At 36.3% G+C, this 18,567-nt stretch carries 14 protein-coding genes; 2 read left to right on the top strand and 12 right to left on the bottom strand.

The window, feature by feature from the left end:
- Positions 1 to 70: 70 nt before the first annotated feature.
- From H8S01_RS10420 to H8S01_RS10410, 3 genes are all read right to left on the bottom strand, one after another.
- Positions 71 to 700, bottom strand: coding sequence for an RluA family pseudouridine synthase (locus H8S01_RS10420; RefSeq protein ID WP_186837149.1), 630 nt, complete (start codon positions 698 to 700; stop codon positions 71 to 73).
- A gap of 25 nt (positions 701 to 725) precedes the next feature.
- Complete coding sequence (locus H8S01_RS10415; protein WP_186837148.1) at positions 726 to 1,937, bottom strand: HD-GYP domain-containing protein; 1,212 nt, start codon at positions 1,935 to 1,937, stop codon at positions 726 to 728.
- Positions 1,938 to 2,018: 81 nt separating this feature from the next.
- The gene (locus H8S01_RS10410; protein ID WP_186837147.1) at positions 2,019 to 2,978 is read right to left on the bottom strand and encodes a 3-hydroxyacyl-CoA dehydrogenase; all 960 of its coding nucleotides are present in this window, start codon (positions 2,976 to 2,978) and stop codon (positions 2,019 to 2,021) included.
- 232 nt (positions 2,979 to 3,210) lie between these two features.
- On the opposite strand from H8S01_RS10410, the gene H8S01_RS10405 reads away from it, so the two are divergent.
- Positions 3,211 to 4,026 (top strand): hypothetical protein, encoded by an 816-nt coding sequence (locus H8S01_RS10405; RefSeq protein ID WP_186837146.1) that lies wholly within the window; start codon positions 3,211 to 3,213, stop codon positions 4,024 to 4,026.
- A 117-nt stretch (positions 4,027 to 4,143) separates the two neighbouring features.
- On the opposite strand, the gene H8S01_RS10400 is transcribed toward H8S01_RS10405, so the two are convergent.
- The 4 genes from H8S01_RS10400 to H8S01_RS10385 form a co-directional block, all read right to left on the bottom strand.
- On the bottom strand, positions 4,144 to 6,225 hold the full coding sequence (locus H8S01_RS10400) for a hypothetical protein (RefSeq protein WP_186837145.1): 2,082 nt from the start codon (positions 6,223 to 6,225) through the stop codon (positions 4,144 to 4,146).
- Positions 6,226 to 6,234: 9 nt separating this feature from the next.
- Complete coding sequence (locus H8S01_RS10395; protein ID WP_186837144.1) at positions 6,235 to 7,404, bottom strand: YncE family protein; 1,170 nt, start codon at positions 7,402 to 7,404, stop codon at positions 6,235 to 6,237.
- Positions 7,405 to 7,616: 212 nt separating this feature from the next.
- Complete coding sequence (locus tag H8S01_RS10390; RefSeq protein WP_186837143.1) at positions 7,617 to 9,284, bottom strand: ABC transporter ATP-binding protein; 1,668 nt, start codon at positions 9,282 to 9,284, stop codon at positions 7,617 to 7,619.
- Positions 9,277 to 11,079, bottom strand: a complete 1,803-nt coding sequence (locus H8S01_RS10385) for an ABC transporter ATP-binding protein (RefSeq protein WP_186837142.1) — start codon at positions 11,077 to 11,079, stop codon at positions 9,277 to 9,279. The genes H8S01_RS10390 and H8S01_RS10385 overlap by 8 nt, the downstream gene beginning before the upstream one ends.
- A gap of 126 nt (positions 11,080 to 11,205) precedes the next feature.
- On the opposite strand from H8S01_RS10385, the gene H8S01_RS10380 reads away from it, so the two are divergent.
- The gene (locus H8S01_RS10380) at positions 11,206 to 12,042 is read left to right on the top strand and encodes a helix-turn-helix domain-containing protein (protein WP_186837141.1); all 837 of its coding nucleotides are present in this window, start codon (positions 11,206 to 11,208) and stop codon (positions 12,040 to 12,042) included.
- Between the two features lie 170 nt (positions 12,043 to 12,212).
- Here H8S01_RS10380 and H8S01_RS10375 read toward each other — a convergent pair whose 3' ends face one another.
- From H8S01_RS10375 to H8S01_RS10355, 5 genes are all read right to left on the bottom strand, one after another.
- Positions 12,213 to 13,121, bottom strand: a complete 909-nt coding sequence (locus tag H8S01_RS10375; RefSeq protein ID WP_186837140.1) for an alpha/beta hydrolase — start codon at positions 13,119 to 13,121, stop codon at positions 12,213 to 12,215.
- Between the two features lie 14 nt (positions 13,122 to 13,135).
- Entirely contained in the window at positions 13,136 to 13,825 is a 690-nt protein-coding gene (locus tag H8S01_RS10370; protein ID WP_186837139.1) for a response regulator transcription factor, read from the bottom strand.
- Between the two features lies 1 nt (position 13,826).
- On the bottom strand, positions 13,827 to 15,359 hold the full coding sequence (locus H8S01_RS10365) for a sensor histidine kinase (protein WP_186837138.1): 1,533 nt from the start codon (positions 15,357 to 15,359) through the stop codon (positions 13,827 to 13,829).
- A gap of 75 nt (positions 15,360 to 15,434) precedes the next feature.
- Positions 15,435 to 16,727: a UDP-N-acetylglucosamine 1-carboxyvinyltransferase gene (locus H8S01_RS10360; RefSeq protein ID WP_186837137.1), complete on the bottom strand. Its 1,293-nt coding sequence runs from the start codon at positions 16,725 to 16,727 to the stop codon at positions 15,435 to 15,437.
- A 255-nt stretch (positions 16,728 to 16,982) separates the two neighbouring features.
- On the bottom strand, positions 16,983 to 18,512 hold the full coding sequence (locus tag H8S01_RS10355) for a M23 family metallopeptidase (protein ID WP_186837136.1): 1,530 nt from the start codon (positions 18,510 to 18,512) through the stop codon (positions 16,983 to 16,985).
- Positions 18,513 to 18,567: the final 55 nt, after the last annotated feature.

Raw genomic sequence — 18,567 nt, 5'->3', positions numbered from 1 at the left:
CACAATGTTTTACATTCTTTATATATGTAATTATTGTCAACAGGCGGGGTAATTATTCAGTATTTCAGTTTCAAAACTGCCATGACGGCTCTATCGAATATTCATGTCCGTCAACGCTTAAAAATGCTGCACAGAGTGCTATTTCATTGTTAAATCTCTCTTCTCCGTATTTTGTATCGCCAAGAAGCGGATGATTTCTATGTGCAAACTGCACGCGTATCTGATGATGTCTTCCGGTTATCAGTGTTACTTTTACAAGCGTGTAAACCTTATCATCTTTTTCTATCTCTTTTAATGTTTCGTATAGAAGTTTTGCGTATTTCGCACCGGCTGTCCCTTCCTTTACAACCTTTGAAACATTATTCTTTCCGTCTTTTAAAAGGTAATCCACAAACTCACCGTTTTTATCAGGCAGTTTTCCGCAGCACACCGCATAATACTGTTTACAAAAGCCTTCTTCTTGCATAAGGCTGCTCAATCTTGATGCCTCTTTTTTATTTTTTGCAAACAGCACAAGCCCGCTCACCGGTCTGTCAAGCCTGTTTATAACTGCAGCATATGCTTCTTCGCCTTTTTCACGCCTGTAATTTAACACTTCGCTTGTAAGGTCAAGTTCAAATGATCTGCCGCTCTGCACAAGCTGTCCTGCCGGTTTATTTACTACAATCATATTTTTATCTTCATATATTATATCAAGCATATTCCCTCCATATTTTTTATATTTATCATACAGAAAAACATTCATCTGTCTTTAATACAATATTTTTGTCAAGCCATCCTTTTTGTGCCATATCTTCAAGAATCCCAATTGCTTTTTCATGTGTCATTCCTTTTTTATACGGCCGGCTTTCTGTCAACGCCTGATAAATATCAACACATGCCATTATTCGTTCACATTCATTCAATTCGTCTGCACTCTTTCCAAACGGGTATCCCGTTCCATCTAATCTTTCATGGTGAAAAGCTGCCCAGTCACGGATTTCGTCAAAATCATCAATATCTGACAAAATACGATATGTATATGATGCGTGATGCTTCATTGTATCAAATTCTTCATCAGTAAGCCTGTCCGGTTTTTCCAGTATGTCATTGCCTATTGCAACTTTTCCGATATCATGCAGTGCTCCGGCAAGATACATTTTCTGTACTGTTTCATCATCGAATCCCATATATCCCGAAAGTTTCCTGGCACATTCAGCCACGCCAATTGAATGTGTACTTGTAAATGGTGATTTGTAGTCTACTATTCTCGCAAAAAATCCGGCAATATTTTTTATCTGCTCAAAAGTTAATTCTATTTTTTCGCGTGGTACTTTTTCCCACAGACTCTTCTCTATCTGCGAATCTTCCATATTCATAACGGGCACTCCTGTAAATGCATCCATAAATGCATCTGCACACTCATCATCAATAACCGTTCCACGTATTTTTGAAAGAAACTCACTTATTTTCTTCCATGTCTCAAAGTCAACCGCCTTACGCAGACATACCATATCAAGCAGGTCACACATATGTATAATTCGTGCAAAAAGCGGAATCTCGTTCCATTTTTTACCAAACGGTCCACTTCCATCGGCATTTTCATGGTGATATAAAATAACATTTTTTACATCTGTATAAAATGGAATGTCTTTTATGTTTTGTTCACCCATTACACAATGTGCACCTGCATGCGGCAGTTCTTTTATACTATCTACATGTGAAATGTCATTATGAAATTCTTCCTGTATATATTGAGTAAGGGCATTGTCATGCAAAAGTGCACACACAGCCAGGTCCTGCAGTTTTCTGTCTGTGATTCCCATCTGCATTGCCGTGCATACGCTCATATATGCCACACGCTTTGCATGTTTATTCGTCACATGAACTAATTCTGCCTCAACACAGTCCAATGCATATGAGCATGCACCGATAAGCCCCAGAACATCTAATTTCATCTAATCTCTCCTGTATAAATAATTCAGGAGGCCAATCATCTGTTGACAAGCCTCCTTTTGATTATCTATAGAATAATATATTTATTTATATTTGTAAAATCCTTCACCTGTTGACATTCCAAGCTTGCCTTCATCTATGTATTTTTTAAGAATTTCTTCCATCTTCTTAAAATTATATGGCATCATCATCTTCTTTAATAATGGTGAAAATATTCCCGGAACACTGTGATACTGATGAACAATATTATATGCAGTGTTAAGTCCTACTGTATCAAATATCTGGAATGGTCCTTTAGGTGCTCCTGTTCCTCTTGTCCACGCTATATCAATGCTCTCAGGGTCAGATATGCCTGACGCATACAAATCAAGTCCGCTTAAAAGAAATGGAACAAGCATTGAATTAAGCAGATATCCACTCTTTTCCTTCCTTACCGGAAGTCCAATCATTCTTATATCATTAGCAAACTGCATAACCTCATCAAAATACCTCATGTCTGTCTGAGGCTGTGTCATTACTTCTGCCGTGTTATTCTTCCATATTGAATTAGCAAAATGAAGCGATAAATACTTATCAGGTCTTCCTGTATACTTTACAAACATTGACGGAAGAAGTGTTGATGAATTAGTCACAACAACCGTCTTTTCAGGAAGAAGCGGGGCAAGCTTCTCATAAAACGCAATCTTATCTTTTTCGTTTTCTGCCATTGACTCAATTACAAGGTCAGCATCTTTAACCGCTTTTGCCATATCAAGTTCAAGTTTTATGCCCTCATAAGCAGCTTCGACTTTTTTAAGACACTCTACCTTATCAAATGAATCTTCATCAGCAAGACCTGCACACCACGCATTTTTATCGTCTGCCATCTTCTCAATTGCTTCTGTATATGTCTTTTTAAGATTATCAATTTTTGGCTGTGTACGACCAATAGACCCCTCACTTCTTAACCATATAGTTACGTTAAAACCACAATATGCTGCCTGAAATGCAATCTGGCTTCCCAGCACCCCACCACCGGCAACTACTACATTAGAATATTTCATAAAAACACCTTCCTTATCTTTTCGACATTTTATGTCATCAACATATTAATATTATTATGAGTATATCATACAATCATAAAATTTACAAACTTATTTTTTTATTTGTTTTAACAATTTACATGCAAATGCTATTTTTATTTTACTTTTTAGTAATAAATTTTAACTTGACGTAACAGCTTATATTTATTATACTCTAAGTATAGTATGAATCATACAGAAATGGAGGAGTTTCATGGATAACTATACACCAGATCCTTTTAATGATAATTCAGGCAACAACCAGAATAATAATCAGAATAACGGTAATAATGCTTCCGGCAACGGAACTTACGGCAGCTATAATGATACATATGATGCCAATTACAGACCATCAGATGACTATTCAAACAATAGTTCAACATCCGATAATTCTGACGGCAATAATTCTTCTGACAACAATTATTACAATAACAATTCCGGCAGCAATAATTCCAATAATTCCAATAACAACAATTATGGCAACGGATATAATAATTATTATAACAACAATGGCAATTCCGGTTACAATAATGGCTATAACAGCTATGGTAATAACAACGGCTACAATAATGGCTATAATAACGGCTATAATAACGGCAACAGTTACAATAATGGTTACAATAACGGCAACAGCTACAACAATGGTTACAATAGTGGTTATGGAAACAATGGCTATAATAACTACAATAATCAGTACGGAAACCAGTATAACAACGGATATAATCAATATAATAACGGATATAACCGTCCGCCATATCCATCAAGCCAGAATGCACCATCTTTTGGCACATGGCTTACTCTGAGTATATTGTGTGCCGTATTTTTAAATAAAATATGTGGTGTAATCGGAATAATATTTATTATCATGGGTAACAACGCTTTCAAAATCGGAAACTTTGATGATTATGAAAAACAGCTCAAAAGATGTAAGATTGCTCTTCTGGTAGGTCTTATCCTCGGAATCTTAACAATCGTATTTTATGTTTTTGCTTTCATTAATACATCAGGTGGCATATCTACGTATTATTAATCATTGAAATTAAATATATTAATTCATTGAAAACAAAGGCACAGCTTACAGAAAAACTTCTGTCGGCTGTGCCTTAACTTTTTGTTCTAAACTTTTTTGCTTCAAACTTTTGTGTTTTTAATACGTTTTCTCTTTGCGGACAACCATAACAACATTTGTTATGACATATGTGGCAATATATATTTGAAGAATCACAACAAATCTTTTTACAAGACGAATTATAATCCATTGCCCTATTGTAAAAGACGGATTACACCCCTCCATAAAAGTAAGACTCATAAGTGGAGCTTCAAGGTACGGCATACCATACATTGTATACATAGTATACATATCCATGCCGTATATAAAGCAAAACAGAATTATTGTAAGCATAACACCCGTTAAAGCTCTGTGTATCTGTATCCAGCATCTTCCGTGCCTTGAGGCATTTATTATATAATTCATTCCCGTTCTGTATTCAAGCACAATATTTTCAGCTACTATAAGAATTATTGCGGCAGCAAGTGCCAAAAACAGTACAGCCTCCCTTATAATCGAATATTTTCCAAAAATCTCCTCATAGCCCCTGTCCGAAATCATGTAGCCGTCTACTCCGTATTTTTCGTTAATTTCCTGCAAATACTCCTGTTTTTTCATAAATTCGGATACCCTGCCAAGTTTAACCGCATATAACGAAACCGTTGATGAGCTCTCTGTAACCTCCTCAAGCGTTGCTTCTCCTGCATTGTAACGGACCATACAATCTTGTGCATCTTTAACCGCACACTGATAATCATTTAATCTTTCATTAACCATATCGGTTATATAATGATATTCTTTTCCACCATTGGTAATATAGATATTATCAAGTTCTTTTGTGCCGTCAGAAAATGTCATTTGTCCGTATCTCACAAAATAAACCGCCAAAATCGCCAGCACGCCTATAACAATCAATCCTCTGCCTGTTATAAGCAGTTTATGGAATTCCTTTGCCGTAATCGAATATCCCGACAATAAATGCTGATACATTTCCCATATTTTATCCGCAATTCTTGCAATCACTGATTTTTTCTGTTCCGGTCTCATATATACGGTTCCAAGAATTCCTCCCGCACATGCGGCAATAAAAAGCACCGTCGTAACTGTCAGCATTATATTTGATTCGGAAACCACAAATGTTCCTTTGCCGCGATTGGCATATGTGCTTATTATATCATTAACCTTTAACAGTCTTATAAGATTAATCTGCTTAAAAATGCCATATACGCTCTGTGGCTGTATTTTTTGATACAAAAACATTTCCACACCCATAAATACAGCAATTACCGTAACCGCTATATTGCGGTGCCTTATAAAAACAAATGCCATCCATACAATAGCCGTCAGCGTAAGCACTGCACAAAAACTATATAAAAAATCATATATTATATATTGAAGCTGACTCATCGGCAATGAAAATCTCGAAAAGCTTTCAATATTCTGAATCGGTGCATTAATTGACGCCGTTTTGTATAATATAAACGACGTCAAAAATGTTGTAAAAAACAAAATTCCCGTAATTATAAATGCAGAAGCTGTAATAATCATTGTCCTGTTAAACGCAAGTTTTGCCCTGCCGCTTTTTGATGTATGAACAATGCACCACATTCCGTTTTCCCGTTCGCCGAAAAGTTCATACAGGACAAACACATTAAGTATCAATGCCAGATAATAGATATAATAATATGTAACAAAACCGCTTACTGCTTTATTATCGGTAAGATAAAGCTGTACGCCCTCTACCCGTTTGAAATCCTTTGCCGTCTTTTGAATATTGTTATATGTAAATGAATTTTTATCTGCAAATATAGAAAAACTCTTCAGGGTATCTGCGTTATTTTGTATATTTTTTATATCCTCGGGATATTTTATTATATATTCTAATTGTTCTTTTATTTTGTTTAACTGCCTTGAATATACAGTCTGCTCTTCCGATTCCAATTCGTCATATTTACGTTTTATTACGGAATCACTTTGTATATCGGCAATTTCCAGAGCTTCCTCGGGCTGCATATCCGACAGTTCTCCGATTATCCATTGACGGTAATGTGTCTCCTGCCTTATATCGGACATACTTTTACCCTCGGAACTGCTGTATACAAACAAACCGATATTTAACAGCACCGTCACTGTAAATACCATTATAAATTTTATGCCAAAAACCCTCTTAAACTCTTCCATAATAAGTTTCTACTCCGCATTTTCCCAAACACACGCACCGTTTCCGAGACTGCTCTTATCTATATAAACAAGCTTATCACTCTTTGTCCCGAATAAATATTTTTCATCGCCGAAATATAAATTCTCTATTTCATTTCCAAGCTTAATTGTATCTATCTGTTTTCCCGTCGTATCAACAACCTGAATTTCACGTTCAACGGTCTTAGATAAATCTGTCGTACTTCCCATTCCGCCGTTACTCATATAAATATATCTTCCATCATATGACATTACCGCAGATACCATATTTTCGGACGCCTTGTATATGAGTTTATTATTCTGTCCGTCAAGCGACTGAGAATACAATCCTTTTCCAACAACAAAATAATATAACATTCCGTTGTCAGCATCGACACAGAAATCACATATATTCATATCCGAAACCTTTTTATTCTCACCGTCGGTATAATCATAATAATAAAGCTGAAAATTCATATTGGCTTTTAATGTCTGCTTATTTACGGAATACTGAAAAATTTTGTAAAAAAGTTTATCTCCGTAACTTCTCGCTCCCATCACAGCACTGTTTTCACCCTCATATTCGACTATATCCTGTGAGTTTCCATCTGAAATATTTATTTTTTTAATTATCTCTTTACCGCTTTCAGAGCTTCCTATATGACCTATATGGTCGTACGCATATACATATCCGTTATGAAACACCATAGAAATTGATGTTATCCTGTCATTTGCAAACAAATTGGCAACATCTTTTCTGTCGCTTCCGTCAGCCTTAATACTTACAAGCTTAGCCATTCCGCCTTCCACACGTACAACATATATATTATTTTTGTAATAATAAATCGGAGAACTCAGATATTCATCGGTATCCAGCCACGCATTACACGTTTTTGAATTATGACTGCACTCTGCTTTCGCACATACCGGAACAGAGCTTTTTGATGACTCGTCAAAATATTTCACTAAAAGGTCCTTTCCGTCATAATGCAGGTAATAATATCCGTTTTCCGCCTTTGAAATGCTGTGAATATCAGGATTCCAATAATTCTGCTCATTACCCGACAATTCACCTACATTCATATTTATGCCTGACTTCTTCCTGTTAATTGTAAAAATCACCGCCACACATACCACTGCTGCCAATACTACTGCCACTATGTATTTTATTTTTTTGCTCATAAATACCCCTCCGCTTGTTTCTGATTACCTACTCTAAAACACCTTTTGTTTTCCGATAGACACACTATATTTGTATTAAACATATCACCTGTAGTCAAAACATTCAAGTTTTTTGTAGCATCTTGTAATAAACAGTAAGTTTTTTCATAAACATCGGTATTTTTTTGTATACACTCCACCTTTTTAGCCACATTACATGTCAGTAAGCTCTTTTACACCTCAAATCTGCAATCTGCCGTCTCTATCGTAGACGGGCGGTGTGCTATCATAAGGATAAGCTTGTCCTTTTTCACCGACATAACAGTTTTGTTTATATATTTTTCCGTCTCATTGTCAAGTGCCGATGTCGCCTCATCAAATATGATTACAGGTGCATCTTTGAGAATTGCTCTGGCTATTGCTATTCGTTGCTTCTGACCTCCCGAAAGTGTATTTCCTCGTTCGCCCGCGGGTGTTTCGTATCCGTTTTCAAGCCCCGATATGAAATCGTGTGCTCCAGCCTGTTTTGCCGCATTGTAAATTTCTTCATCTGAAGCATTTAATTTTCCCATTCTTATATTTTCCTTAATCGAACAGTTAAATAAATACGGTTCCTGCGGTATATATGCGATTTTATCACGCACATTTACAAGTCCGAGCTCCGTTATGTCAGTTCCGTCAATAAATATGCGTCCTTTCTTTGGCTGATAAAATCCGAGCAGAAGTTTTGTAAGCGTACTCTTTCCGCGGCCGGATTCTCCCACCAGTGCATAACTTTTTCCGCTGTCAAAAAACGCACTGTAAGCTTCAAATATATTTGTATTTTTACCCGCGTAACCGAATGTTATATTTTTAAATTCTACCGTATGATAAGCTTCGCTGTTTTTTTGACAAATATTATTTTTTGTATTTTCTTTATTTTCGACGTAAAAATTCTCGTTCGGAGTATCAATAAACTCGAGAACACGCTGTGCATTTACAAGCCAGCTTGACAGACTAGGTATATACACGCCCATGAGCAGAAAATTATACTGAAACGCTCCGTATATTGAATACAGGCTTATAAGATTTCCCAGTTTTCCTCCTGTTTTGGTTGTATATAATATTCCGAGTGCAAGAAAAACCAATGCCCCTATAAGGTCAAATGCTGCTCTCAGTGCCGAAATTAAAGCCTCTGTCCGTCCCTGGATTTTCATGTTTTTGCCGCAATTTTCATTGGCATTATTATAAGAATCGCTTATAACTTTTTTAAGTGGAAACATTCTTATTGTTTCCATTCCCTGAAGCATATTTGTTACGGATTTGCTTATTTCTTTATTTGCATCTGAAATTTTGCGGCTGTATTTTTCAAGCACAGGTATCATCACAAAATTTAATGTAAGCGAAATTATACATAAAACAAGCAGACCCGCCGTAACAGGAGGGCAAAGAACAAACATAGGTATTATGCAGACAATAACCATAATAACAGGCATCATGACACGCCTTATTCTTGAACCGAACACTCCAGATGCCATGTTTGTATCATATGTAAGTTTCGACATAAATTCTCCCGTATGATGATTGTCATAGAATTCCATAGAAAGCGACAGAGCCTTTCCGTATACAGTATTACGCATATTCGCACCTGTCCGCTTTGCTTCGTCGTTATACAAAACAGCCAGCAATGTCTGTATAATAATTTTAAATATTATTGTAAGAATTATATATTTTACCAGTTGGGTGTCGCGTAAATTTCCTTTTGACACGGCAGTGTCCGTAATTATGCCTATAATTCTTGAAACCAGAACTACCGAAATTCCATCTGCTACTCCCATTCCTATTATTTCCGCAAAATAAAGAACTGCACGAACTCCCTGAAATCTTTTTATCAGCTCTTTTAATATTTTAAAATTATTCATAGGACACCTCATCTTTCGTATCGTACAGCCTTTTATATATTCCGTTTCCGGCTATCAATTCATCATGCATACCGCTTTCGGCTATAACACCGTTATCCACAACATATATGCAGTCTGCATTTTCTATTGTATTAAGTCTGTGTGCTATCGTAATTATTGTATGATTTTCTTTAATTTCTTCTATTGCCTGTTTTATTTTTTCTTCATTTTCAATATCCACGGACGCTGTCGGCTCATCGAATAATATAAGCCTGGCATCTTTAAGCAAAGCCCTTGCAATCGCTATTCTCTGCTTCTGTCCGCCCGAAAGCATATTTCCGCGTTCCCCTGCATCGGTATTGTAACCCTGAGGCATTTTCATAATATCATCGTGAATTCTTGCTTTTTTGCAACATTCGATAATACGTTCCATACTTACCGATTCGTCTCCGCAGGCAACATTCCACGCAATCGTCTCTGGAAACAGATAAGTATCCTGCGAAACAAGTGCTATATCTTTTCTTATTAAATCAATATTTTCTTCTCCAATTCTCTTTCCGAAAATCTCCACTGTACCGCCGTTTACTTCATACAAACCGCAAATCAGCTTAAAAATCGTGCTCTTTCCGCCGCCCGATGAACCGACAAAAGCAACATTTTTTCCCGCTTCTATATTAACATTGAAATTTTTTAAAACATTATTTCCCTTAACATACGAAAATGTAACGTCTTTAAATACTACTGCCGCATTATTGTTCTTCCCGATTTTGTCAGCGTTTACAATATTACTGTTCTTCCCGGTGCTATCGGATTTTTTAGAAAAATCTCCTGTGTTATCCTCGGAATTTTCCATATTTGTTTCAACAGGATAATTCATCAGCTCTTTGAGCCTGTTTTTTGAAACCAAATCAATTTTTGCGTCAATAATCATATACGGAAGATTTCCAAGAGGCTGCAAAAGCCTGTCCATAAAAAGTATGAAATATGTCATCCCGCCCACAGTCAGATTTCCCGACAAAACTCTGTGTAACGCAAATATACTCAAAATAATATAAGGTGCCGTAGATACAAGGCTTCCCGTAGCCCAGCCTATTGACGAAATTGCATTTCTTCTGTATTCAAATTTTAATATTGTTTTTAACGTATTTTTTATCTTATTTTTAAAATAATTTTCAAGATTAAAACTTTTTACAACACCGATACCGTTTATCGCGTCGTATGCAAGTTCATTCACTTCATCGTTATATTCCGTGTGTTTTCTCGTAAGCTTTGACACCATATTTCCCGTAAAACTTGTGATAACCGCCATTACGGGTATAATAACAAGAAGCAGAAGTGCCGTCACTCGGTCAACTTTTATAAGTGTAATAAAAATCGTCACGCTTGTTATTATTGTTTTTACTATATCAGGAAGAAGCTCAGAATAATATTCCGAAATTTTAGCCACATCATCAATAAAATTATTAAGCACTCTCGCCGACAAATGCGAGTCGAAATATTTAAACTGAAGCTCCGGCAGCTTCTTTCCCGCCTCTCTTCTGAAATCAGTCTGCATATTTACCGCAAATACTTTTGTCGCATATGTCTGAATATATGTAAAAATAAATCCCGCCGCAACAAGAACGGCAACATATATCCAGAATTGTTTATTGATATACTCCGAAATTGTATTATTAAACAATGCGTCTATCGCCTGCGATATTTTTGTATTTCCCAAAACCAATACTTTTGTTGCAATATACGCACTTAATATTTCAATAAAAAACAGCGGAATATTTTTTATAAAAATTTTTGTAAAAATATTTTTATTCTTCATCTTATGTTATTCTCCTTGCATTGTTCTTTAATAACATTTTATAATATAATTATATAAAAAACATTCATTATATTATTAATCCGATTAAATCATTACAATTTTCTATTATTTTACAAGGAGATTTTTATGGCAATTCCTCTTAAAAAAGGCTACAAATTCAGAGTTGAGCATGTAACAAAACCCGCTTCCAATTACATGCCTTCTTTTGACATATATGAAAAATATTACGGAATAGGTTATCTGGTAAAAGGCGACCGACAGGTCTCGACTCCCGAGCGTACTTTTTTCGTCCATGACGGATACCTCTCACCTGTCAGCATGGGCGTATATCATAAATCATCACCTTTATCGGACAGGAATTACGAGGTTTATGCGGTGCGTTTTGTCAGCTCGGTAACAACAAGAATAAAAGAAATAATAGGCGAGAACGAATTTAACGATTTAATGCTGCACACTGCTTTATCTGTTCCCGACGAAATAAAGCCAAAAATTATCGATATTTATGAACAGATGCTTATTGAATATGATAATTACGACAGCGTTGCGGAATTCGCCCTGCAAAATCTGCTCGAACAGCTCATACTTATAATGTACCGATACGGTACCGTAGCAGAAACGTCCGAAATCCACATTTCGACGGCAGACACCGAAATAATGGACATTCTTTCTTATATAGACACGAATTTTATGAATAATCCTTCAGTCTCCGAGCTTGCAAAAAAGGCAGGATTATCCGAATCTCATTTTATGAAGCGTTTCCGCGACGCAACAGGCTGTTCATACAAAACTTACGTCAACAGATACAAAAACAAAATTGCACAGACAATGCTCACCGAATCGACAAAAAGTATCCAGGAAATATCCAACGAGCTTGGCTTTTGCAATTCCAATTATTTCTGCACTCTTTTTAAACAAATAAACGGTATGAGTCCCCTGCAATACAGGAAAAAGGCGGTTAAGTAAAGAACAAATATTAACAAAACATTCAAAAGAAGAGCTCGCAAAAGCTGAGGCTGCTCTGGCTGCCAAGCCATAACCATAAGAAGCATCCCCTGTGTTATATGCAGTGCTTCATGCACATAACAACAGAGCGGGATATAATTGATAAACCATATCCCGCTCTGTTTATTGTCTTAAATTATATTCAGGCTTTTAGCCCAGTTTACAAAAAGCTGTTTCCATTCTCCAGTCTGTCCGTTATCATCTCCACAACCGAAACCATGTCCGCCTTCTCTGAAAATATGCAACTCAGCAGGCACTCCTGCTTTTCTGGCAGCCATGTAAAATCCAATACTGTTTTCTGCCAGTGTTGTCCTGTCATCATCTGTTTCAAATACAAATACCGGTGGCATTTCCGGTGATGCCAGCTCCTCCGGATTGTATTTTTTCAACATATTTTCCTCATATGAACGCACATTTGCAATTATCACTTCTTTTGGAAAATACCTCTGTCCGGCTTCTATACTTTTATCATAACTTATCACTGGATAACCGCATATGCAAAAATCAGGTCTTGCCGACAATTCGTCAATATCGTCTTTTTTGTCATATACATTTTTATCAAATGCTGTAGATAAAAGTGCCGCAAAGTATCCTCCTGCTGAAAATCCCATAACACCAATCTTATTTGCATCTATGTTAAATTCATCAGCTCGTGCACGTATTATTCTCATACTTCTCTGTGCATCAATCAAAGAAACATTATATGAGTCATTATGCTCATCTGCCGGAAGTCTGCACTTTAATACAAATGCTGCTATTCCAAGACTGTTGAGCCATTTTGCAACTTCTTCACCTTCAAAATTGTATACAAGCCTTCTAAATGCACCGCCCGGAATTATAAGTACCGCCGGAATTTTTTTATCTTTAGATGAAGATGGAATATATGGAACCATCTCAGGATTAAGGACATGTTGTACAACCTTCTTTATCCTGCCATCTTCCATTTTCTCCTCATAAAATATCTCCTCAAGTTTAATACCTTCAGAGCCGGGAGCCTCACAATTAAAAAGTCTTATTGCATTATCTTTTTCAAGTCTCATTATTAAGCACTTCCTTATACTTTAAATCTGTATCCAACACCCCAGATTGTCTCAATATACTGAGGTTTAGATGTATCATACTCTATTTTTTCACGGATTTTCTTGATATGAACAGTTACAGTTGCAATATCTCCAATTGAATCCATATCCCATATTTCCTTAAAAAGTTCATCCTTTGTAAATACATGATTCGGATGCTCTGCGAGGAATGTAAGCAGATCAAACTCTTTTGTTGTAAATACTTTTTCTTCGCCATTAACAAATACACGCCTTGCTGTCTTGTCAATTTTGAGACCTCTTATTTCTATAATGTCATTAGCTTCTTTTGCACTGCTTACAAGTCTTTCATATCTTGCAAGATGTGCTTTTACTCTTGCAACAAGCTCACTTGGGCTGAATGGCTTAGTCATATAATCATCAGCTCCAACGCCGAGACCTCTTATCTTATCAATATCTTCTTTCTTCGCTGATACCATGATAATAGGTGTATTTTTCTTTTCTCTTACCTGTTTGCAGATTTCATATCCATCAACACCCGGAAGCATAACATCAAGAATCATAATATCAAACTCTTCCTCAAGTGCTGTTGCCAGACCACTTGTTCCATCTGATTTAATTACAACTTCAAATCCACTAAGTTCAAGGTAATCCTTTTCAATTTCTGCAATTGCATCTTCATCTTCAACAATTAATACTCTGCTCATACTATTTTTTCTCCTTTTTTCTGTTATCTTCTATGCAAATGTAGTTGCGTTTATCCATATCTTTCAAAAGATTAATATGCATTGTAGTACCTTCTCCTTCAACGCTTTCTGCCCATATCTTTCCCTTATGGTCCTCTATAATCTTCTTTACAATAGCAAGTCCGATTCCACTTCCGCCTTGTTTGCTGTTTCTGGATGAATCAGTACGGTAAAATCTGTCAAAAATATGTGGAATCTCATCCATGCCAATTCCTTTGCCGTTATCTGCGATAATTATATGAACATAATCTCCTTCATCATAAATATCTATGCTTATTTTACCTTTTCTTCCCGGCTGCATATATTTTATAGAATTACTGACAATGTTATTAACAACTCTTTTAAGCTGTTCTGCATCAGCCACAACAGTACAATCTGAAGTTGCATGAAATCTGTATTCCAAATCTATGTCCTGGGTTTCCAAATCCATTCCTATCTCTTCGCAACAGTCATCAAAATAATTTTTCAAATTAATTTTTGCAAATGAATACGGAACCCTGTTAGTGTCAAGCTTTGAATAAATTGTAAGTTCATCTATAAGCTTATCCATATCATTAACTTTATTTGCAACTGTCATAAGATATTTATGCTGTTTTTCAGGTGTATCTGCAATTCCGTCAAGAATTCCTTCAACATATCCTTTTATTGCTGTAAGCGGCGTCTTTAAATCATGTGATATATTTCTTATAAGTTCTTTTTCTTCTTTATCAGAATTAAGCTTGTCTTCTGCCGTTTTTTTCAGAATAACTCTCATTTCTTCAAAGTCGCGGCACACATCTCCAATTTCATCATTGGAGCTTTTAGGCATTTCAAAATCAAAATTACCATATTTTATATTTTGCGTTGCAAGCTTTAATCTGTCAAGTGGTTTTATAATTGAGCGATAAATCCATACATTAAGCAGAAGACTTGTCAATATAAGTATAAATACACCTGATATAAGAACCTGTATGAAAAACTTCTTTATCTGAGGTATAGCCTGCTTTAAAGGTGTTATAATCGAAACACTGTACTGATTTCCATATGAATCACAAAAATCTATCTGTTTTACAAGACACTGGTAATCGCCACCTTTATAAATCCCCTCATCTGATATATTTTCTCCCGCTTCATAATCAGGAAGAACTACATCAAGCTTTTCTATATCAAGATTATCAGATACATATGTATAAAGGCCGTTACGTCTGACAACAATACTCGAAAGTTTGCATTGTAATTCCTCATCAAGCTGTTTCACAAAATCCACCGAATTATACTGCCATGGTGACGTCTCAGCAACTTCTTTCATTTCATTGTATATATTTTCTGTCATCCTTCCCATAAGAACAACCGGAGAATAAAAGTTATCAAGCAGTTCACCGCTGTCAACCTCATATAACTGGTGTATTGTTGTTGCCTGATATTTAAAAAATGCATATGCAAATATCGAACACATTATTACAGGCAATATAACCATTATGCAAAATGATATTTTTAACTTATTTCTTAACTTCATATAAATTCCTTTAACCAACACATTGCACAAGTGCATCATCCATGTCTTATCCATGAATGATGCACTTTAATATTTTTATCCTATTTTAAGGCGTGCTTTTAAAGCCTCACGCTCTGAGTCAACACGTTCTATCATGGCACCAAGACCTCTGAGTTTACCTTCAAAATCTTCATAACCACGCTGTATATATTCAATGTCTTCTATTTCAGATATACCGTCTGCCGAAAGAGCAGCAATAACCAACGCCGCACCGGCTCTTAAATCAGGGGCAGACATCTGTGCACCTGTTATTTTATCAACGCCTTCTATATATGCTGTATTGCCCTCTACCTTAATATGGCATCCCATACGATTTAACTCATCTACATATTTGAATCTGTTTTCAAATATGCTCTCTGTTACCATACTTGTTCCATGTGCAAGTGCAAGAACAACTGCCATCTGTGGCTGCATATCTGTAGGGAATCCCGGATATGGTAATGTCTTAACATTAGTGCTTTTAAGATTGCCTTTACTTATAACTCTTACCCAGTCATCACCTTCTATAACTTCACAGCCAACTTCAATAAGTTTAGCAGATAATGATTCAAGATGTTTAGGTATTACATCTCTTACAACAACATCACCGCATGTTGCAGCTGATGCAAACATAAATGTTCCAGCCTCAATCTGGTCAGGAATTATTGAATACGTTGTTCCATGAAGTTTACTTACACCTTTAATTCTGATAACATCTGTACCGGCACCTTTTATATTGGCACCCATAGCATTAAGGAAATTGGCAACATCTACTATATGTGGCTCTTTTGCCGCATTTTCAAGAATTGTATCACCCTCTGCAAGACAGGCTGCAAGCATAAGATTAATTGTCGCACCAACTGTCACGACATCAAAATAAACATGACCACCAACAAGATGCTCTGCCTTTGTACTAATCTTGCCATGCTCAATCTCAACTTCTGCACCAAGTGCCTTAAAACCTTTAATATGCTGGTCAATCGGTCTGCTTCCAATATTACATCCACCCGGCAATGCAACCTGTGAACGTTTATATTTTCCAAGCAATGCACCTAAAAGATAGTATGATGCACGAATCTTTTTTATATACTCATAATCGACATTAATGTCACATATACTTCCACCGTTAATCTGAACGGTGTTGTTATATACATATTTAACCTTAGCTCCAATTCCCTCAATAGCCTGAAGCAATACTCTCGTATCCCTTACATTTGGCACATTTTCAATTGTAACTGTCTCATCTGTCATAATTGCTGCTGCAAGAATTCCTAACGCAGCATTCTTTGCACCACCGATGGACACCTCCCCGTTAAGTGGGACGCCTCCCTTAATTACATATTGTTCCATCTATGCACCTCTAACAATCAGATTAATCTCAAAACTACTCATTACTTATTATTATAAGTATTTCTTCTATATTTGTAAATATTCACATTTAAAAAGCTTATATTTATTTATTTTCAACTGCAATATTATAACACAAAGATACCCTTTGTAAAGATTATTTTTTGATAACCTCTAAAAACCGTACCATTATTCTATAACAAACACCCCACAGCATGTCAATTCATACTGCGGGGGTAAATATCACAATATATAATCCTAATTTTTATTTACATAGTATAAAGGATTAACAGGTGTTCCACCTATCCATATTTCAAAATGAAGATGTGGACCAGTGCTATAGCCTGTATTTCCTGAGTAAGCAATCAAATCGCTCTGATTTACATACTGACCATTAGAAACCGTAACAGAATTAAGATGTGCATATCTTGTCATAGAACCATCTGAATGTCTTATATCAACACAATATCCATATGTTGAATACCAGCCTGCTCTGATAACAGTTCCTGCTGCCGCAGCTCTTACAGGAGTACCAACTGATACATACCAGTCAACGCCTGAATGAAGTGTTCCCCATCTGTAACCAAATTCTGATGAAACTGAACCACCTGAAATCGGTCTTAAATATGTTGGAGGTGTAAGTGTACCAACTGATACAACCTGCGGTTGTGATTCAACCATAACCTCTTCATTAACATAAGAAACATCCGTCTTTACTCCGTTAACAAATGTAACATCAGCTGTAACCTTATGATGACCGGTTGTTCCTTCAGATATAACTGTATTTGTTCCTCTGTAAGCTGTGTTATCATCTACATACTGAACAGGAGCATTGTAATCTTCTTCATAAGTCATTCTCTGTGTTACAACAACTGAAATCTCTGACTTAGGGACTGTTACAACAAGTTCATCTCCCGGTATTATAAGTGACTCTTCTGTAAGTCCCTCATTAAGTGCAAGCAAATCATTAAGTGCAATATCACACTTGCCTGCTATAAGTGAAAGACAGTCTCCTTCTTCGACCACATACATGGTCTTCTCCTCTTTTTCCTTTGTTATCTCGTCATATGCCTGCTGTACACTCACAATATTAGCTCCTGCTGCAAGTGTCTCATTAACTACGACATTCTGCTCAAAACTTATTCCTGTTATTCCATCCTTAGCTGTATCACTGTCAGTGGCAACTGATGCCATCTGTCCGTTGAGAGCAGCTGCTACTATATCTGTATCTGTATTCTTTAACTCTGACTGGACAACATCTACAGAATATGCACCATAGCTTCCGTCTCCTGAAGAAAGCTTAACCTGAAACTCTTTCTTTGTATCATACTTATCTGTAACTTTCTCCATGAGTTCAACAACATCATCTTTTGATGCAAGTGTAACTGTAAAATCATTGATTCTTACAGTATATGCAGTTGCATTCTCCTTATCTGTAACACAGTTGAACAGACTGCTGTAAATAGCTGTCTCAAGCTCGTCCTGTGACATTCTTGATGCAACAAGCTTATGCTCTTCTACAATATCAATATTGTTATCCATATATACAACAGAATCATATTCCTTACTGAACTTGAGTCTGGCTGCTGCCATTGCCTGCTCAGCTTCCTGTCTTGAGTTGGCACTGCCAATCTCCTCACCGTTAAATACAATGCTGTAATATCCAACTTTGTTATTAAACTTATTCTCTGCAAATGGTATAGCAAATATGCATGCAAAACATGCTGCTGACATTCCGGCTATAAGAGTCATCTTAAGTCTTCTGCCATACCTGGTTAAGTGTGTCATATATTCCTCCAAATAATGTTATTTTATAATTCCATATTTGTAATTTTTCTGTAAC

The sequence above is a fragment of the Lachnospira hominis (ex Liu et al. 2021) genome, assembly GCF_014287955.1.
GTDB classification, from domain to species: domain Bacteria; phylum Bacillota; class Clostridia; order Lachnospirales; family Lachnospiraceae; genus Lachnospira; species Lachnospira hominis.
The sequence above is the reverse complement of the archived record's forward strand: the minus strand, read 5'-3'. Positions and strand labels throughout refer to the sequence as shown.